The following is a 16,688-nucleotide window of genomic DNA, read 5'->3' as shown; positions in this document are numbered from 1 at the left end:
ATACATATTATATTAATAATGCAAATTATTAAATTCTTATCTATATAATAATTTTGGATTCTTGCCATTCATAGCCGTCTTATTCTTGCTTGCAATCCAATTGTCAAAATCCTCTTTGCTTACTACTTCTATAGCAATCGGCATGAAGCCGTGATTAATACCGCAAAGCTCCGAGCATTGTCCATAATATACACCTTTTTTAGCCACTCTTGTCCAGGTTTCGTTTATTCTGCCTGGAACTGCGTCTATTTTAAATCCAAGCGATGGAACGGCAAAACTATGTATTACATCACCTGCGGTAATGAGAAATCTTACAGTAGCATTTTCAGGGATAACAATTCGATTATCAACATCCAGTAATCTTTTTTGATCGGGCTTTAGATTCTCATCAGAGATCATTACGCTATCAAATTCTAGATTATCGTGATCGGGATATATATAGTGCCAATACCACTGATAACCTACTACTTTAATAGTTAAATCCGTTTCGGGTATTTTTTCGGCATGACGCAATATTCTAAAAGACGGCACTGCAATAATAACTAAAATTATTATAGGTATCACAGTCCAAATTATTTCTATTAAAACATTATGTGAAAATTTTGCCGGTACAGGATTATTTTTTGCATTAAATCTGATGCATACAAAGCCAAGTAATCCGGCAACAAATAAAACAATAGCTGTTGAGATATAAAGCAGAAAATTATGAAAATGATGTAATTCCTCCATAATCGGACTTGCCGGCGGCTGGAACGTTACTTGCCAAGGTAACGGCTCGGAAGCAAAGCAGCTACTACTAACAATCAAAAAACAAATTAAAGCAATAATATTTTTCATAGCACATATAAAGTTATTTCTATATTAATATAAATGTATATACAGTTTTATTAAAGTAAAAATCGATAAATTTTTGTAAAAACTACATATTTTTAATAATATTTGAGCTAGAAAGTGTACCTATATTAGGATGTTGTAGTAAGTCAATAACTTCTATTACTTTTGCATTTATTAATTTGGCTTGAATTTGTTTATTTATTAACTGAGGATCGTGCTTTGTTACAGCGATTACAGAAGGACAAATATTTTGCACTAACCGAGCATAATCATTAAAATCTTTTAGTTTAGGTAATATAAGTACTTTATCAACAAATGTGAAAGAACTTAAAATTTTTGCTCGTTGTAATTGATTATAGATAGGTTGACGTTTTTTATATTTAATAATTGTTTCATCCGGCTCTAAAGCAACGATTTTAAGTATTTACCTTGTTTTTTAGCTTTGCATAGAAATTCTATATGACCGTAATGTAATAAATCAAAACAACCGCCTACTAGAACTATTTCACTATTTATAGGACAGTTTTTATTTAAAGAAATATTCTCATAATATTCTATTTTGGGCAATTTAACAGAATTATAGTTAGATGAACATGATATAAGATTTATAAAAATTAATAAAAATAGGAAAAGTCTAGGCATAACCTTCATCTATATAAGTTAACAAAAATTAACTTATATAAAAAATTTAATTTTAATTAATAAAAAACTAATAAAACAGAAATAAAACAAAATTTTACAATTTTCTATTGTAATTTGTTTGTATATAGTTCATATTATTATTAGTAATGAAAAATTGATTCAAATAATCTTCAGAGCAATTTTTAATGAATGATACTGCACTATCTTATGATTTTAATGGCATATTACCATCATCTTTTATTAGTGCACGTCTCAGGAAAATCCTCACCTCTGCCTCCTTATTATTATTTATAGGATTAGTTGTTTTTGTCTCTTTTGCCGTTAATAATTATGTTAACGACACTTTATCCATAACTTTAGTACAACCTGATAGTAGTGAAGAAGAAACAATTTCATTTAAAGAAGTAGTAGTAAAAAAAGGCGATACTATAAAGTCAATTTTGATAGAACAAAATATCCCTAAAAATGAAATAGAAAAAATTGTAAGTTTAGTAAAAGAAGGTAAATTATCTTCTGCTCTTAAAATAGGGCAGCAAATTACTTTTGAATATGAAACAAAAATTACCGAAAACGAGGATGAAGATTTAACCTCAGAGGTAATATTCTTAAATAAAATCGTTATAATTATCGATAAGCTAAAAACTATTGAAGTAATTAGAGAAGGTGATAATTTTAAAGTTGAAGAAATTATAGTACCTTTGAGTAAAAAAGTTGCTAAATCGTCGGTAAGTATTGAATCAAATTTTATGTCAGCCCTTAAAAAACTGGGTTTATCGAATAATAGTATAATAGAGCTGATTAATGCTTATGCCTATCAAATCGATTTTCAGCGTCACATAAAAAGCGGTGATACTGCAACCGTAATAACGGAAAAATACGTAACGGAAGACGGTAAATTTTCCCACCACGGTAAAATTCTATATGTTTCATTAAATCTTTCAGGGAAAGAATATAATATATATCGTTATTCCCATGACAATAACGCAAATAATCATGCATTTTTTTCTGAAGACGGTAAAAGCGTAAAAAGAAGCTTACTTAAAACTCCGCTAAAAGTTATAAAAGTTTCTTCACATTACGGTAATAGAAAGCATCCGATACTCGGTTATACTAAAATGCATAAGGGGGTTGACTTTGCAGCTCCAACCGGTACGCCTATATATTCTGCAGGAAACGGAGTTATAACGGAAATAGGTTGGAAGTCGGGTTATGGAAAATTTATTCAGGTAAAACATAGCGGTACTCTATCTACTGCTTATGCTCATGCTTCAAATTTTGCAAAAAATTTAAAAGTGGGAAGTATCGTAAAACAAGGACAAATCATAGCATATGTCGGAAGTACTGGCAGAGCTACAGGTCCACATTTACATTATGAAGTTAAAATTGACGGCAAACATGTTAATCCTATGTCAGTTAAAACAACACCTGGTATAGAACTGAACGGAAAAGATTTAGAGAAATTTAAACAATTTAAAAAAGAAATAAAAACTTTAAATGTTAAGCTTGATAAGGAATTACAAGTAGCTAAGACAGTTAAAACTTCTTTGTAAAGAAATCGTCATTGCGAGGAAATTACGAAGTAATTGACGAAGCAATCTCAGGATATTTGATGAGATTGCCACGCAGCCTACAGCTGCTCGCAATGACGATTAGGTATCCACGCAAAAATAATATAAGAGACATCTATTTATTACTCATTCACAAAACATCTATGTTCCTACTACTAAAAACATTCTCTCTAACATTCGCTCGTAGTAGTCGTATAATAATAACCTTAGTGATTATTGATCAGTTAAGCAAATGGTGGTTTATTGATAATTTGAGATGGAAGCCAGGCTTAATGCTTAAGGTTACTTCTTTCTTAAATATGGTTTATACTTGGAATTACGGTATTAGTTTTGGATTAATGCATGATTATTATCAGTATAGTAATGCTATTTTCTTAATAACGAACACGCTTATTGTCTGTTATTTATATTATTTGATGATACGTTCAAAAACGATAGGGAGTTTTGCAGGTTATAGCTTTGTAATCGGCGGTGCCGTCGGTAATCTAATGGATAGATTTTTTAGAGGAGCAGTTTTTGACTTCATCCATTTTCATTATCAGAATTATAGCTGCCCCGTATTTAATTTAGCTGATTGCTTTATTATAATAGGAGTCATTATCTTAATAGAAGATTATTATAGTACTAAAAAAGTTATTGAAGAAAAGGCTAAAGGGAATTATGATAATGCTCAAATTGAAGCTATGGCTGAAAAAATTCGTAATGTCGAACAAGGCAATGACGATAAAATATAACTTAAATTAAAGGTGTATAAGTGAAAAAGATTTTTTTATTATTTACTGTTTTATTAATTACTTCTGCTTGTAGTAAAAAGTTAAAAGAAACCGTAGGTATATCAACAGCCGGACCTAATGAGTATCAAGTACAGCGTGCTAAAGCACTAGAAGTTCCGCCTCATTATTATTTACCTGATCCTGGGAATAGTAAACCAACTTATAATAATATAAAAGGACAAGGTGAATTTAATGAAGGTGAGCAAGCATTAATGCAAGATATAAACTAAGATTTTTCTATTTTTTCGTCATTGCGAGGAAAAACTGCCAGTTTGACGAAGCAATCCAGTAAGAAATGCTGAAAATCAGCATGTCTTTATTATTTTTCTAGATTGTCACGCGGTCTTCGACCGCTCGCAATGACGATAAAGATCAAATCCTCTTATATTTAACTCATGAATTCTCATACAAAACAAAAAATAGGTGTTTTTGGGCTTGGTAAAACCGGTATATCGGTTTACGAGGAATTGCGAAATAAATATGATGTAATTGTTTATGATGATTTAAAAGCAAATAGAGATATATTTGAAGAATTATATAGTAAAACCGCTATTGCTGCTTTATCTGATTCAAGATGGCAAAATTTAGACAAAATTGTCTTAAGTCCTGGAATTTCTTTAACGCATGAGATAGTCAATATTGCAAAAAATTTTAATATTCCAATCACTTCCGATATAGACTTATTATTTGAAAAATCAAAAAACTTAAAATTTATAGCTATAACCGGTACAAACGGTAAAAGTACTACTACTGCTTTAATAAGCCATATCTTAAATAGTAATGGTTTAGACTATCCGGTTGCAGGTAATATTGGAGTTCCTGCTTTGCAAGCTAAAGCAAGTAAGGATGGGTATGTACTTGAATTGTCTTCTTTTCAGCTAGATCTAGTAAAAACCTTTACAGCTAAAATAGCAGTGCTTCTTAATATAACTCCCGACCATTTGGATAGACATCAAGACATGACCGGTTATATTGCAGCAAAATCTAAGATTTTCAATCGAATGGATAAAGAGAGTTATGCAGTAATTAATATCGATAATGATTATTGTCGTGAGATTTTTATGCTATTACAGCAAGAGCAGCGTATAAAACTAATTCCTTTTTCGGTTACTAAAATTCTTGAAAACGGTATTTCGGTAGTTGATGATAAAATTAAAGATAATGATATAAGTTATAAATTATCGTTTAATAAAAATTTGCAAGGACTTCACAATTGTGAGAATATTGCAGCAAGTTATGCAGTAGCTAAAATAATAGGAGTAGAACCTAAAAAAATACTTGAGTCTATAAGTAGTTTTCAAAGTTTACCTCATAGAATGCAATATATCGGTAGTATAAATAATATAAGTTTTTACAATGATAGTAAAGCAACAAATGCCATATCTGCCGTGCAATCAATTAAAGCACTCGATAATATTTACTGGCTTGTGGGAGGAATCCCTAAAGAGGGTGGTATTGAGGAAATAAAGCCTTATTTCAGTAAAATTAAGAAAGCTTATTTTTATGGTCAAGCTAAAGAAATGTTTGCAGATACGGTTAAAAATATAGTAGATTTTGTAATATGTGATGATCTTGAGCAGGCTTTCGATCTTGCTTATAAGGATGCAGTAGGTGATAACGCGGAGGTAAAAAATATCTTGTTAGCACCTAGTTGTAGCTCATATGATCAGTTTAAAAATTTTGAAGAGCGTGGAGAATTGTTTATAAAATTGTGTGCCGCTCTCAATGTCATTCCTGCGGAAGCAGGAATCTATAAACAGATGTCACCCCGTAGCTTGACCACGGGGTCCAGTTCATAATATAATTATTAATATTATAAATTGTATTTCTAGATCTAGCTCACAAGTTACGGTATGACATACTGAATTTATTGATCCATGCAATAACATCATAAATATAGCCATAATTGAATAACTAATAATATGAATAACGAAATATCTAATAACTTTATAAAATTATGGTGGCGGAGTACCGATAGGCAAATAATAATTTCTTTAATTATCTTATTTGCTTTTAGTCTAATGCTTGTTACTACCTCAGGTTCGGCAGTAGCAAGTAGAATAGGGCTTGAAGAAAGTTATTTTGCATCTAGACAAATATTTTATTTAGCTGCCGCTTCAGGGCTTATATTATTATTTTCATGTCTTAATAAAAAATGGTTAAGGCGTTTTGCAATAGTTGGGTTTATTGCTAGTATAGTTTTATTAATAGCAGTTAAATTTTTTGGCTATGAAGTAAAAGGGGCAGTGCGATGGATTAATATTCTAGGTCTATCTATTCAGCCTTCGGAATTTATCAAACCGTTTTTTGCAGTTGTTACGGGCTGGATATTATCGCTAAAATTTAATGATGATTTTCCAAGTTTTACGATTTGTGTAATACTTTATTCTATTGTTGCTATTCTCTTAATTCTTCAGCCGGATTTTGGAATGCTTGTAATGATTACGGCAGTTTTCGGTATTCAGCTGTTTATTGCGGGTATGCCGATATTTTGGATTGTTCTAGCGGGTTTTTTAGGAATGATAGGAGTAACTATTGCTTATTTTTGGTTACCTCACGTAACGCAAAGAATTAATTCATTTTTAGATCCCGATAGTAGCGAGAATTATCAAGTTAGTAAGTCTCTTAAGGCTTTTGAGCATGGCGGTTTATATGGACGTGGTCCAGGGGAGGGAGCAGTAAAGCAGGTACTACCCGACTCGCATACGGATTTTATTTTTGCTGTAGCAGGTGAGGAATTTGGAGCTATTATTTGCCTTATTGTTATAGGTATATTTGCTTTTATAGTATTAAGAAGTCTTATTAAATTATTAAACGAAACAGATAAATTTATACAATTTGCTGCTAGCGGTATAATTGCACAATTAGGGCTTCAGGCAATAATTAATATGGGTGTGACTTTACATTTACTTCCTACTAAAGGTATGACATTACCGTTTATTAGTTACGGTGGTTCTTCAACGCTTGCAATAGCTATCGCTACCGGTATGCTTCTTAGCTTTACAAGGCACCGAACACCTTTAAATTCATACAAAATTCGTAATATTGAAATATGAAAAAAATAGTTTTAGTAGCAGGTGGCACGGGCGGGCATTTTTTTCCGGCAGTCGCTCTTGGGGAAGAATTAGTGAAACGTGGGTATGAAGTTCATTTTATTACTGATTTAAGATGCAAAAAATATATAAATCAGGATATGAAAGTAATTTTTCATATCTTAGATTTAAAACGATCAAGTAATATTTTTTTGTTTTTACCGAGATTATCAATTGCGGTTTTAAAAGCTATTAGATTATTATATAATATGAAGCCTTCCGTCATTGTAGGATTTGGCGGTTATCCTGTTGTAGCTCCAATGTTTGCGGCAATTTTTTTAAGAGTACCGATTATAATTCATGAACAGAATTCTTACCTTGGAAAAGTTAATAAATTTTTTGCAAGCTTTGCTAAAAAGATAGCTATTTCTTATGAAAACGTAAAGAATTTACCGGAATTTGCAAAAAGTAAAATAGTAGTTACCGGTGGGATAGTTAGGAGGAATATTAGGGAGTTAAAGGTTATAAATAAAGAATTAGAAATGTCACCCCGTGGCTTGACCACGGGGTCCAAAAAACCTTTAATAAAGAGACTTGATGCCGTGGTCAAGCCATGGAATGACAAAGATAATATTTTTACTATATTCATCTTCGGCGGTAGTCAAGGAGCTAAGTTATTTTCAGAGCTGATACCTGCAAGTATCCAAATTTTGATGCAAAAACAGCCAAGTCTTGAATTAAATATAATCCAGCAAGCAGCATTAGATGATCAAGTAAAAATAAAAGATATATACTCGAAATTAAACATTACTTATGAATTTGCCGAATTTTTTGATAATATGGCATTACAATATAAAGAAGCCGATTTAGTGATTTCAAGAGCAGGAGCATCTACTATAGAAGAATTGACCTATATAGGGTTGCCGGCAATCTTTATTCCACTGCCTAGTGCTGCGGATAATCATCAATATTACAATGCAAAATTATTGGAAGATAAAAAAGCAGGATGGTGTTTAGAGCAGAATAATATTTCTGCAGGAAAATTAGCAGATAAAATACTCGATTTGATAAGTAATCCCAAGATATTAGAGGATGCTTCACAAAATTTATTAAAAAGAAGAAAAGAAGGGTATAAGTTATTAAGTAACCTAATAGAAGAGGTGTATACTCGATGAACTTTAAAAATTGGCTACGTCATCCTACAAGTACTGCGGTGCTCACGTATTAAGTCTCCGCTCCTCGTCTTGTGGATTCCTTGCTCTTTTTGAAGTTGATCTTCGTATACTAACTCTTCATTTACTCGAAGTAGATAAAAAATACCTCAAAATAACAATAATTTAATTAAGCACACAGAAGTTCGGCTCTTTATTCTTGCAAGTTTGGCTATTATATGGCATTAATCATAATAGACTTCTTGCATAACTTGCTTCTAAGGGTAATTTGTATGTCGATCCGGTACTTGAATCCTCACGTACTAAGTGTATGCTGCGGTTCTGTATTCCGTGTCTCCTTCAAATTCCTTCTTATTAGCTACGTTATGCAGGAAGTCTAATAAAAGTTTTGGAATAATATAAATATATGTTAAAAAAAATTATAATATTATTTTTAGGAATGTTTTTACTTTCAGCTTGTACCGATAATTTTAGAAGCTATTTTCAACGATCCGCAAATAATAGATTGATTGATAGTAAAGGTGCTAAAGGCGGCAAAAGAAAACCTGTATATAATGATAAATATATTACTTTGGCTAAAAAGAATATAGTAGAAGATAATCTTGATTATGATAACGACGATGATGAGGACTATGATAGCGATAGTCCTTTAAGAGGAGAGAGAATCGATCCTGTAAAGAGAAATCGTGAAATGTATCTTAAGATGATTAAAAGGGATATAGCAAGGCAAAAAGCAGAAGCCGGCTTCGCTGAATCCGATGATGATATGACTTTAAGTAGAGCGAATAAAAAGATTAGAAAAGACGATAGTGATAAAGAAAAAAAGATGCAAGAGGAATTAAATCAGATAAAAGCAATGCTTAGAGAAACTAGGCGTGATATATCAAAATATACTTGTCCAAATGCTACAGTAAACCAAAATTATGCACCACCCGTTACAAATTATGAGCCTGTAAATTATCCACCGGTAAAAAATAGTAAGCCGTATAATAATAATTCTAAGGTAAAGCAAAAATTTATCCGTGAAGATGATGATAACGGCAGTAATGCTTGTTCGATATAATATAGGTTATTCCTGCTTCCATAGGAATGGCATACTATGTGATATATTTATCATTATTTAATAGGTTTATTATTTTTTAAGTAAGATTATTATTTATTAATAAAAATTAATATCTGAATATAGTAAATATGTTAAATTTATTAATAGGTATATTATGAAAAGTAAACTCTCAGCAAGTACTGCTAGTCTTACCTCTATAAAAGGCCTTCAAAACCCTATTGTTACTGAAATAAAAGAATTAATAAAAAAATTACATTTTAAAGATCAAGAGCTTGAAAAAGCTTACGGGATGGCTTCAGATGATGTTTCTATTCAAGCAACAAGAGAATAGATATTATATGCTTTAAAAGCTGTAGAATCTGCAAAACAATATTTGACAGACAAGACACAAGAATTTTGTAATAAATTAAATGACTACAGCATTTGTGTTGCTTATTCATTTACTAGTTATAAAAAAAGTAGTAAGGGTATATTGGAATTTTTATCACCTTATTTATTAAAAAACGCCTTTGATATAGAATATATAAAGGCATATATTCCTGAAGCATATATAAAAGAGAGTAATAAAAATGATGTTATGGAATTGCTTGGTAAACGAGAGGTCAGAGACTATTTAGATCAAAAGTCTTCTGAGTTAGTAAATAAATCGCCTGTACCGTCTACCCCCTCTACACAACGGACACATTTAATTATGATAGTGATGAAATTACGGTTGCTGGAGCAGAGAAAACGGTGCCGAATACTGAACAAGCTTGATATAACACTAATAGTAAATTACAAAAGTAATTTGCTATTAGTAGTACATCTTTATTCACAATTAATACTCGTGCTATCGCCCGTTCCATCATTTCCCGAACATTTTAATTCTTGTATGGTTTTACTATACCACAACATCTTGATTTATAAGCGGCATATCCAATAGGAAGTCCAAGTATAAGTGCTACACCGATAATATTGAAACTCAGATATATCCAATCATTAGTACTATATTGTGAAGTTTCTACTTCAGACGTATTATTAAGGTTACTTATTGTTTCTATCCAATTGTCTAGATATGAATTATTTGATACAGTAATCTCCTTTCGCTATTCCTATCTTTTAGAATAGGATAAATATTAATTACTTATCAAGTAATTATTAATTTTTATTAATTATTTTAATATAAATATAGAGAGACTCAATAAGAACCTAGATAATTACACATTAAGATTTCCAATTTAGTTCTGGGTAGTTTCTAATTTCAGCTTTATAATTGCTATGCTTTAACCATTTCTTAGCTGCTTCTAAATATAGGAAAATTATCGGTGTGATGTAAAGAGTAAGTAATTGCGATGTAAGCAGCCTGCCGACTACTGCAAGCCCGAGTGATCTTCTCTCTACTCCTGTTGCTCCGACTCCAAGGGCAATAGGCATAGCTCCCATTAATGCAGCTAAGGTAGTCATCATAATCGGTCTGAATCTTATTATACATGCTTCATAAATTGCTTCATGCGAAGATTTGTTGCCGGTTCTCTCAAGTTCTAGAGCAAAATCAATTATCATAATAGCGTTTTTCTTAACGATACCGATTAGCATAATAAGCCCGACAAATCCGTACATATCAAGTTCGCTATTAAAGTAAACAATGCTCCAAAAATAGCGGTAGGTAGCCCTGAAAGTATGGTTATAGGATGCACAAAGCTTTCATATAACATGCCAAGGATAATGTAAATAACTATAACGGCAAGCCCAAGCAATAAGCCAAGATCGGAAAAAGATGACTGAAATGCCTGCTGAGCCGTTCCTTGGAAGCTTCCCGTAATCGTAGCCGGCATTTGAAGTTCTCTTATAGCTTCATTGACTTTTTGAATGGCATCACTAATTGAATATCCATCTTGTAGGTTAAATGATACAGTAACTGAAGGTAATTATCCAAAATGTGAAATACTAAGAGGACCAACAGTATTAACAATTTTAGCAAGTGTCGTTAACGGTACTAAATTGCCGTTTGCGGAGTTAATATTGACTAAAGATAACATTGACGAATCTGTTTGATATTTAGGATCTAGCTCTAAAATAACGTCATATTGAGCTGTTGGGGTATATAATATTGAAATCTGCTCAGCACCGTAAGCTGTGTATAAGATATTCTGGATTTGCTCGACTGATATACCGAGTTTTGCAGCTTTATATCTATCAATCTGCACTAAAGTTTGTGGTTGTGCTATTTGTAAGTCCGAGGTCACGTCAATAAAACCCGGAAGAGTTACGAGCTTGTCTTTTAATTTCGGTGCAAAACTAAATAGCTCATCTTGATCGAGTCCTTACATAGTATATTGATATTGGCTTTTTGTGGCCTGTCCTCCGATCATAATAGTGGGTATGTTTTGGATATATACCCTTAAACCTACTAAATGATTTAGTTTTGAACGTAACTGATCTATAACAGCGTCGGCACCTATTCTTTGATCACGAGGTTTTAAACTAATAAAAATCGTACCCTGATTTACGGCAGAGTTTCTACCTGAAACACCGACTGCCGAAAAGAATGAATCTATTTAGGATTTTTAAGTAATACATCGCTTACTTGCTGTTGTTCTTTTACCATCGCATCAAAAGAAATAGTTTGAGCGGCTTCGGTAAAAACTAAGATTTATCCCATATCGGAATCAGGCATAAAGCCTTTACGTACTTTTCCAAATAAATAAGCCGTTGCGATAATTACTAAGAGAAATATAAGCATAGTAGTTTTTGAATGCTCTACTACTATTTTTAGGCTGCTACCATATTTTTGTTTGACATATTCAAAGGCTTTTTCTGTTAGTAATAACTCATCATTGCGAGCAGTCGTAGACTGCGTGGCAATCTCGGTTTGTTATCCTGAGATTGCCGCTTCGCTTCGCTCCTCGCAATGACGTTGTTTTTCCTCATCCCTCAAAAATACATTACATAACATAGGAGTTACGGTTATTGAAATAACTCCCGAAAGCAAAATAGCGGTAGTAATAACAACGGCAAGTTCGTGCAGTAATTTCCCTAAAATTCCGCTCATAAATAATATCGGGATGAATACCGCCATTAGGGATAAAGTCATTGATACTATAATAAAACCTATTTCTTTAGTACCGTTAATACATGCTGCTATTTTATTCTTGCCTTTTTCCATATATCGTGTGATATTTTCAAGCACTACTATTGCATCGTCTACTACAAACCCCATTGCAAGGGTCAGAGCCATTAAAGACATATTATCTATGCTATAACCGAATAAGTACATAAAGGCAAAAGTACCGACAATTGATAAGGGGAGGGCAATAGTTGGAATAATCACGGATCGTAAATTATGTAGGAAGAGAAATATAGCAATCACTACGAGTATTAAAGCGAGGAGCATCGTAAAATTGGCATCATTTAAGGGTCTGTCAGATTCTTTGTGTAAGTATGATTTCTCCATTTGCCCAATTTTGTAAAGTAGTATCACAAAGGATTGCAAATTGATTTAAAGCCATCGCCCAATTCTTAATAGGCATTGTCCATTTTTTAGAGGCATTTGTCAACGCCAAAAAGATTATTTTCTGAATCGATTTGTCATCTGGAAACACTCCTTTATTTTTAATAATTTTATGAATTTGACGGTTAGTGGATTCAATAGCATTAGTAGTGTAAATCGCTTTTCTAATGTCTTCCGGAAAGCTAAAAAATGGAGCTATGCCAGACCAATTTCGTTGCCATATGTCAAAAATAACTGGATATTTTTCATCCCATTTTTTGGCAAAATTTTGTAATTCTCTTAATCCCTCTGCTTCATTTATTGCAGAATAAACTGCTTTTAAATCAGCTGTTACCGCTTTTAAATCTTTGTATGATACGTATTTTACAGAATTTCTTACCATATGAACAATACACAACTGCACTATGGTTTTTGGAAAAATGTTATTTATCGCCTCTGGAAAACCCTTAAGACCATCAACACATGCAACATATATTTGTTCAACTCCTCGATTCTTAAGTTCTGTTACTACCTGCATCCAAAATTTAGACCCTTCATCTTGCCTATCCAAATTCCTAATAGCTCTTTCTTGCCCTCCATATTCACTCCAATAGCTATATAAACTGCTTTATTTATTATTACATGATTATCTCTTGCCTTAACATGAATACAATCTAAGTACATTATAGGATATACATTATCAAGTGCTCTATTCTGCCAGGCAGTTACTTCCTCTAAAATACCATCAGTTACCTTTGATATTAACTCAGATGATACCTTGGTGGCATATAGTTCTTCTAAGTGCCATTGTATTTCCCTAATGGTCATTCCCCGAGCATATAAGGATATTACTTTATCATCAAATCCTTCAAATTTACGCACTCCTTTTGGAATTAGTTGAGGTTCAAATTCTCCGTCCCGATCCCTTGGCACTTCTACTTTCAATTTACGACCTTCTGGATCTATTAGAGTCTTTTCATAATTGCCATTATGTCTGTTATCTGAGTCTTTCTCATTTTTAGAATGTTTCTCATAACCTATATGAGATTCCATTTCTTTCTCTAAAATCTTATTTACTATCTGCTTTTTAATTTCCTGAAATATCCCTTCTTTGCCAAATATCTCAGATGGATCACTTTGTGATAGTATTTCTGATACTACTTTTTCTATAGTTGGATTTGATACTTTGCTCTTATTTTTCATATTAGCCTCATGTAAGTTGTTTTAATTAATTTTATTCTTAACTATTTTTATAACTTACATAAACTTTCTGACACCCTCTCATTTACCGATTCCCTGATAGAAATTGACCTATCAAACATAATATTTATATTAACGCCCTCAGGGATTTGCCTACGAAGTAACGGCAATACTTCTTTTATAGAGTCGACTATTTCAATAGTATTAGTATCCGGTTGTTTCTGAATAGCAAGTATTACCCCAGGCTTATCCCTATACCAAGCAGCTATTTTATTGTTAGCTACACTATCAATGGTTTTCCTGATATTTTTAAGAAAAAGCGGATTACCGTTTTTATAAGTTAATATTAACTCATTATATTCTTTAGTATTTTGTAATTGCCCGGGGGCTCTAATGCTTGAATAGATATCTTTACCGTATAAAGCTCCGGTAGGTAAGTTAACGTTAGCAGAGCTGATAATATTTGATACTTGATCAAGCCCTATATTAGCTGCCATTTTAACCGGATCAACCTGTACACGCACTGCATATTGCTGTGAGCTGTAAACTTGTACCTGTGCAACACCCGGTAACATTGATAAACGCTCAGCCATAATTGTTTCGGCGTAATAGTCCACGGTATATAAGGCAGGGTATCAGAAGTTAAAGATAAATAAAATATAGGTGCATCGGCAGGATTTACTTTACGATACGAGGGCGGGGTAGGTAAGTGTCGTGCCGGTAGCTGCTTAGCAGCGGATGAGATAGCTGCTTATACGTCTTGTGCCGCTGCATCTATATCACGATCTAAATTAAACTGCAAAGTAATTTGAGTAGTACCGTTACTATTAACCGAACTCATCGAATCAATATCGGATATTATCGAGCATTGCTTTTCAAGCGGTAATGCGACTGAAGACGCCATAGTAGTTGGGTCAGCTCCAGGCAAAGCTTACCGAAACCTGAATAGTCGGGAAATCAATGTCAGGTAAAACGCTTACCGGTAATAGCTTATGGCCAAATGCTCCAAACAGCAAAATAGTTGCCATGAATAAAGTAGCAAGAACCGGACGCTTAGTAAATATTTCTGAAATACCCAATTAGTTTTCTCCTGTTTTATATTTAGGTTGTCATATTGTCATCCCATGGCTTGACCATGGGATCTTGTGCCGCAAATCGTATCCTGAGATCCCACGATCAAGTCGCGGGATGACAGTTAAACTACTCCTCCCTAACACTCACCTCTGCTCCGTTAGATAATCGTAGCTGCCCGTTGGTGATTACCGTTTCTCCCTTATCTATACCGCTTTTAATAACAATAAAATCATCATTAGAAAAAACTATATCTATATTCTTGACCACAGCTTTATTATCTTTATCGACAACAAATACATAAGGTCCTTGATCGTTAGTTTGCAGGGCTTTAGACGAAACTATTATTTTCTGTATAAATTGTTAAAGACACATGCACAAACTGTCCCAGCCATAATGCTTCATCTTGATTAGGTAATGTTGCTTTAACTTTGATAGTACCGCTATTTGGATCAATTGAGTTATCGACAAAAACGATCTCACCGTCTTTAATTTCCTGATCGCTTGTGGTTCTAACCGTCAAAGCCAAATCATTAGATTTTTGAGATTTATTTATTCTATCTAAATGTTCTTCAGGTACGGAGAAACTGACATAAATAGGCGAGATGGTATTTATAGTGACTAGACTCGCAAAATCCGGCGACACTAAATCACCTATATCCACATTACTCTCACTAAGTTTACCGTCAAAAGGAGCTACTATTTTTGAATACTCGATTTGTAAATTAGCGTCCGCAATAATTGCTTTATCTCGCTCTACGGCAGCTTTAAGCATATTCATATAGTCAACATCTATAAATACTGCTCTTCCGAAACGGCTTTTTCCTCGTATAAAGCACGATATCTTGCCTCTTCTTTTATAGCATTCTTAAGGTTATAAGTATCACTTAGTAAATTTGCTTGTGCTTGCTGTAATTGATTTTGAAACGGACGAGAATCGATTTCATATAATAAATCACCTGCCTTTACTTCTTGTCCGTCATCAAAATTTACGCTTAATATTTGTCCCGTAACTTGAGATTTAATATCGGCACTTTGGTAAGTTTCAGCCGCTCCTGCAAGTTCTATCACATAAGGTACGTCTTCTGATAACTTTTGTTACCTCAACCGGAGCTGCTATTATTATTTGCTTATTGTTTTTATGATGATGTTTTATTGTCCAAACCACTAATATTACCGTCAGTACTAGTAATGTTATCAATATCAAATTCCGCATTATTATTTTAAGCATTGTTTTAATGTGTTTGTGTTATTATGATTGTCATTGCGAGGAGTGAAACGATAAAGCAATCTCAGGAGTTTGTTATTATTTCATGAGATTGCCGCGCTCCTATGGTCGCTTGCAATGACGTTGTGAGTACTACCACTCTCCCCACCCAAAGCATGGAAAATATTAACCATACTACTTAACTGTGAAAGTTTTATAGACACCCCGTCAATTTCGTTTTGTAGTACGTTTTGCTTTGCGGTAAGCACGGTTAAGTAATCTATATTACCTCGTTTATAACGCTGATCAGCAAGCTTAAATATAGAATTAAAGCTGCTTCGTTTTGCTGCCAAATATGAAAATTATTACTTGATGTTTGTCCTGCCGATAAAGCATCCATAACTTCCCCAAAAGCTGTACGTACTACCGATTTATATACGGCTATATACTGCTCTTTAACGCTTTCGGCAATTTGTACATTAGCTCTAGTTTTGCCAAAATCAAAAATAGGTCCTGCTATATTGTCGCCTACCTGCCAAGTCTCAGCTGAGTTAGTAAATAGAGTATTAAGTTTATTGCTACCAAAACCAAGTAAACCTGTTAAAGAAATTTGCGGAAAATAAGTAGCTTTTATTGCTTTTAAGTTTGCGTCTGCTG

General features: G+C 33.1%; 17 protein-coding genes and 6 pseudogenes. 9 read left to right on the top strand and 14 right to left on the bottom strand.

Annotated features, from left to right (window positions below; genetic code table 11):
• Nucleotides 1-36 precede the first annotated feature (36 nt).
• Together coxB and RAS_RS10720 are read right to left on the bottom strand one after the other, a co-directional pair.
• On the bottom strand, nt 37-837 hold the full coding sequence (coxB, locus tag RAS_RS03610; RefSeq protein WP_232049346.1) for a cytochrome c oxidase subunit II: 801 nt from the start codon (nt 835-837) through the stop codon (nt 37-39).
• A gap of 82 nt (nt 838-919) precedes the next feature.
• Nucleotides 920-1,434: pseudogene (locus tag RAS_RS10720) on the bottom strand (adenylyltransferase/cytidyltransferase family protein).
• 227 nt (nt 1,435-1,661) lie between these two features.
• Here RAS_RS10720 and RAS_RS03600 point away from each other — a divergent pair.
• From RAS_RS03600 to murG, 6 genes are all read left to right on the top strand, one after another.
• Entirely contained in the window at nt 1,662-3,026 is a 1,365-nt protein-coding gene (locus RAS_RS03600) for a M23 family metallopeptidase (RefSeq protein ID WP_147142419.1), read from the top strand.
• A 161-nt stretch (nt 3,027-3,187) separates the two neighbouring features.
• Nucleotides 3,188-3,778 carry a signal peptidase II gene (lspA, locus tag RAS_RS03595; protein WP_147142416.1) on the top strand — a complete coding sequence of 197 codons (591 nt, stop codon included), beginning with the start codon at nt 3,188-3,190 and terminating at the stop codon, nt 3,776-3,778.
• Between the two features lie 20 nt (nt 3,779-3,798).
• The gene (locus RAS_RS03590; RefSeq protein WP_010423207.1) at nt 3,799-4,047 is read left to right on the top strand and encodes a DUF3035 domain-containing protein; all 249 of its coding nucleotides are present in this window, start codon (nt 3,799-3,801) and stop codon (nt 4,045-4,047) included.
• Between the two features lie 165 nt (nt 4,048-4,212).
• Nucleotides 4,213-5,616, top strand: coding sequence for a UDP-N-acetylmuramoyl-L-alanine--D-glutamate ligase (murD, locus tag RAS_RS03585; protein ID WP_147142412.1), 1,404 nt, complete (start codon nt 4,213-4,215; stop codon nt 5,614-5,616).
• Nucleotides 5,617-5,739: 123 nt separating this feature from the next.
• Entirely contained in the window at nt 5,740-6,873 is a 1,134-nt protein-coding gene (ftsW, locus tag RAS_RS03580) for a putative lipid II flippase FtsW (protein WP_147142409.1), read from the top strand.
• Nucleotides 6,870-8,024: an undecaprenyldiphospho-muramoylpentapeptide beta-N-acetylglucosaminyltransferase gene (gene murG / locus RAS_RS03575; RefSeq protein WP_147142406.1), complete on the top strand. Its 1,155-nt coding sequence runs from the start codon at nt 6,870-6,872 to the stop codon at nt 8,022-8,024. The genes ftsW and murG overlap by 4 nt, the downstream gene beginning before the upstream one ends.
• A 228-nt stretch (nt 8,025-8,252) precedes the next feature.
• On the opposite strand, the pseudogene RAS_RS03570 reads toward murG, so the two are convergent.
• Nucleotides 8,253-8,425 (bottom strand): annotated as a pseudogene (locus tag RAS_RS03570) (palindromic element RPE1 domain-containing protein); the annotation flags it as partial.
• 2 nt (nt 8,426-8,427) lie between these two features.
• Here RAS_RS03570 and RAS_RS03565 point away from each other — a divergent pair.
• The 3 genes from RAS_RS03565 to RAS_RS09675 all read left to right on the top strand — a co-directional run bounded on the left by RAS_RS03565 (nt 8,428) and on the right by RAS_RS09675 (nt 10,006).
• Nucleotides 8,428-9,084 (top strand): hypothetical protein, encoded by a 657-nt coding sequence (locus RAS_RS03565; RefSeq protein WP_147142403.1) that lies wholly within the window; start codon nt 8,428-8,430, stop codon nt 9,082-9,084.
• 154 nt (nt 9,085-9,238) lie between these two features.
• Nucleotides 9,239-9,415 carry a hypothetical protein gene (locus tag RAS_RS08580; RefSeq protein ID WP_172616124.1) on the top strand — a complete coding sequence of 59 codons (177 nt, stop codon included), beginning with the start codon at nt 9,239-9,241 and terminating at the stop codon, nt 9,413-9,415.
• 42 nt (nt 9,416-9,457) lie between these two features.
• Nucleotides 9,458-10,006, top strand: a complete 549-nt coding sequence (locus RAS_RS09675) for a hypothetical protein (RefSeq protein ID WP_232049343.1) — start codon at nt 9,458-9,460, stop codon at nt 10,004-10,006.
• A gap of 281 nt (nt 10,007-10,287) precedes the next feature.
• Here RAS_RS09675 and RAS_RS09670 read toward each other — a convergent pair.
• The 11 genes and pseudogenes from RAS_RS09670 to RAS_RS09655 form a co-directional block, all read right to left on the bottom strand.
• Nucleotides 10,288-11,558 (bottom strand): annotated as a pseudogene (locus tag RAS_RS09670) (efflux RND transporter permease subunit).
• A gap of 158 nt (nt 11,559-11,716) precedes the next feature.
• Nucleotides 11,717-12,457, bottom strand: a pseudogene (locus RAS_RS03540) (efflux RND transporter permease subunit).
• A gap of 28 nt (nt 12,458-12,485) precedes the next feature.
• Nucleotides 12,486-13,756 (bottom strand): annotated as a pseudogene (locus RAS_RS03535) (IS256 family transposase).
• Between the two features lie 47 nt (nt 13,757-13,803).
• Nucleotides 13,804-14,346 carry an efflux RND transporter permease subunit gene (locus RAS_RS10485; protein ID WP_147142391.1) on the bottom strand — a complete coding sequence of 181 codons (543 nt, stop codon included), beginning with the start codon at nt 14,344-14,346 and terminating at the stop codon, nt 13,804-13,806.
• 158 nt (nt 14,347-14,504) lie between these two features.
• Complete coding sequence (locus RAS_RS10480) at nt 14,505-14,681, bottom strand: efflux RND transporter permease subunit (RefSeq protein WP_269473015.1); 177 nt, start codon at nt 14,679-14,681, stop codon at nt 14,505-14,507.
• Nucleotides 14,668-14,781, bottom strand: a complete 114-nt coding sequence (locus RAS_RS10475) for a hypothetical protein (RefSeq protein WP_269473022.1) — start codon at nt 14,779-14,781, stop codon at nt 14,668-14,670. Before RAS_RS10475 ends, RAS_RS10480 begins: the two co-directional genes overlap by 14 nt.
• Before the next feature lie 172 nt (nt 14,782-14,953).
• Nucleotides 14,954-15,094, bottom strand: a complete 141-nt coding sequence (locus RAS_RS08575) for a hypothetical protein (RefSeq protein ID WP_172616123.1) — start codon at nt 15,092-15,094, stop codon at nt 14,954-14,956.
• Nucleotides 15,095-15,155: 61 nt separating this feature from the next.
• A complete protein-coding gene (locus tag RAS_RS03515; RefSeq protein ID WP_147142385.1) occupies nt 15,156-15,605 on the bottom strand; it encodes an efflux RND transporter periplasmic adaptor subunit in 450 nt (149 codons plus the stop codon).
• Between the two features lie 11 nt (nt 15,606-15,616).
• Complete coding sequence (locus RAS_RS03510) at nt 15,617-15,895, bottom strand: efflux RND transporter periplasmic adaptor subunit (protein ID WP_232049342.1); 279 nt, start codon at nt 15,893-15,895, stop codon at nt 15,617-15,619.
• Nucleotides 15,870-16,055: an RND transporter gene (locus RAS_RS09660; RefSeq protein WP_232049341.1), complete on the bottom strand. Its 186-nt coding sequence runs from the start codon at nt 16,053-16,055 to the stop codon at nt 15,870-15,872. The genes RAS_RS03510 and RAS_RS09660 overlap by 26 nt, the downstream gene beginning before the upstream one ends.
• A gap of 80 nt (nt 16,056-16,135) precedes the next feature.
• Nucleotides 16,136-16,686, bottom strand: a pseudogene (locus RAS_RS09655) (TolC family protein); the annotation flags it as partial.
• Nucleotides 16,687-16,688 lie beyond the last annotated feature (2 nt).

The sequence above is a fragment of the Rickettsia asiatica genome, from assembly GCF_007989425.1.
GTDB lineage: Bacteria > Pseudomonadota > Alphaproteobacteria > Rickettsiales > Rickettsiaceae > Rickettsia > Rickettsia helvetica.
This window is presented reverse-complemented; position numbering and strand designations above follow the sequence as displayed.

Coding starts and splice junctions, on each gene's coding strand:
- ftsW (WP_147142409.1), top strand. CDS start 5,740: ATGAATAACGAAATATCTAATAACTTTATAAAATTATGGTGGCGGAGT.
- RAS_RS10475 (WP_269473022.1), bottom strand. CDS start 14,781: ATGGCAACTATTTTGCTGTTTGGAGCATTTGGCCATAAGCTATTACCG.
- lspA (WP_147142416.1), top strand. CDS start 3,188: ATGTTCCTACTACTAAAAACATTCTCTCTAACATTCGCTCGTAGTAGT.
- murG (WP_147142406.1), top strand. CDS start 6,870: ATGAAAAAAATAGTTTTAGTAGCAGGTGGCACGGGCGGGCATTTTTTT.
- RAS_RS08580 (WP_172616124.1), top strand. CDS start 9,239: ATGAAAAGTAAACTCTCAGCAAGTACTGCTAGTCTTACCTCTATAAAA.
- murD (WP_147142412.1), top strand. CDS start 4,213: ATGAATTCTCATACAAAACAAAAAATAGGTGTTTTTGGGCTTGGTAAA.
- RAS_RS10485 (WP_147142391.1), bottom strand. CDS start 14,346: ATGGCTGAGCGTTTATCAATGTTACCGGGTGTTGCACAGGTACAAGTT.
- RAS_RS03515 (WP_147142385.1), bottom strand. CDS start 15,605: ATGAATATGCTTAAAGCTGCCGTAGAGCGAGATAAAGCAATTATTGCG.
- coxB (WP_232049346.1), bottom strand. CDS start 837: ATGAAAAATATTATTGCTTTAATTTGTTTTTTGATTGTTAGTAGTAGC.
- RAS_RS03600 (WP_147142419.1), top strand. CDS start 1,662: ATGAATGATACTGCACTATCTTATGATTTTAATGGCATATTACCATCA.
- RAS_RS03565 (WP_147142403.1), top strand. CDS start 8,428: ATGTTAAAAAAAATTATAATATTATTTTTAGGAATGTTTTTACTTTCA.
- RAS_RS09660 (WP_232049341.1), bottom strand. CDS start 16,055: ATGCTTAAAATAATAATGCGGAATTTGATATTGATAACATTACTAGTA.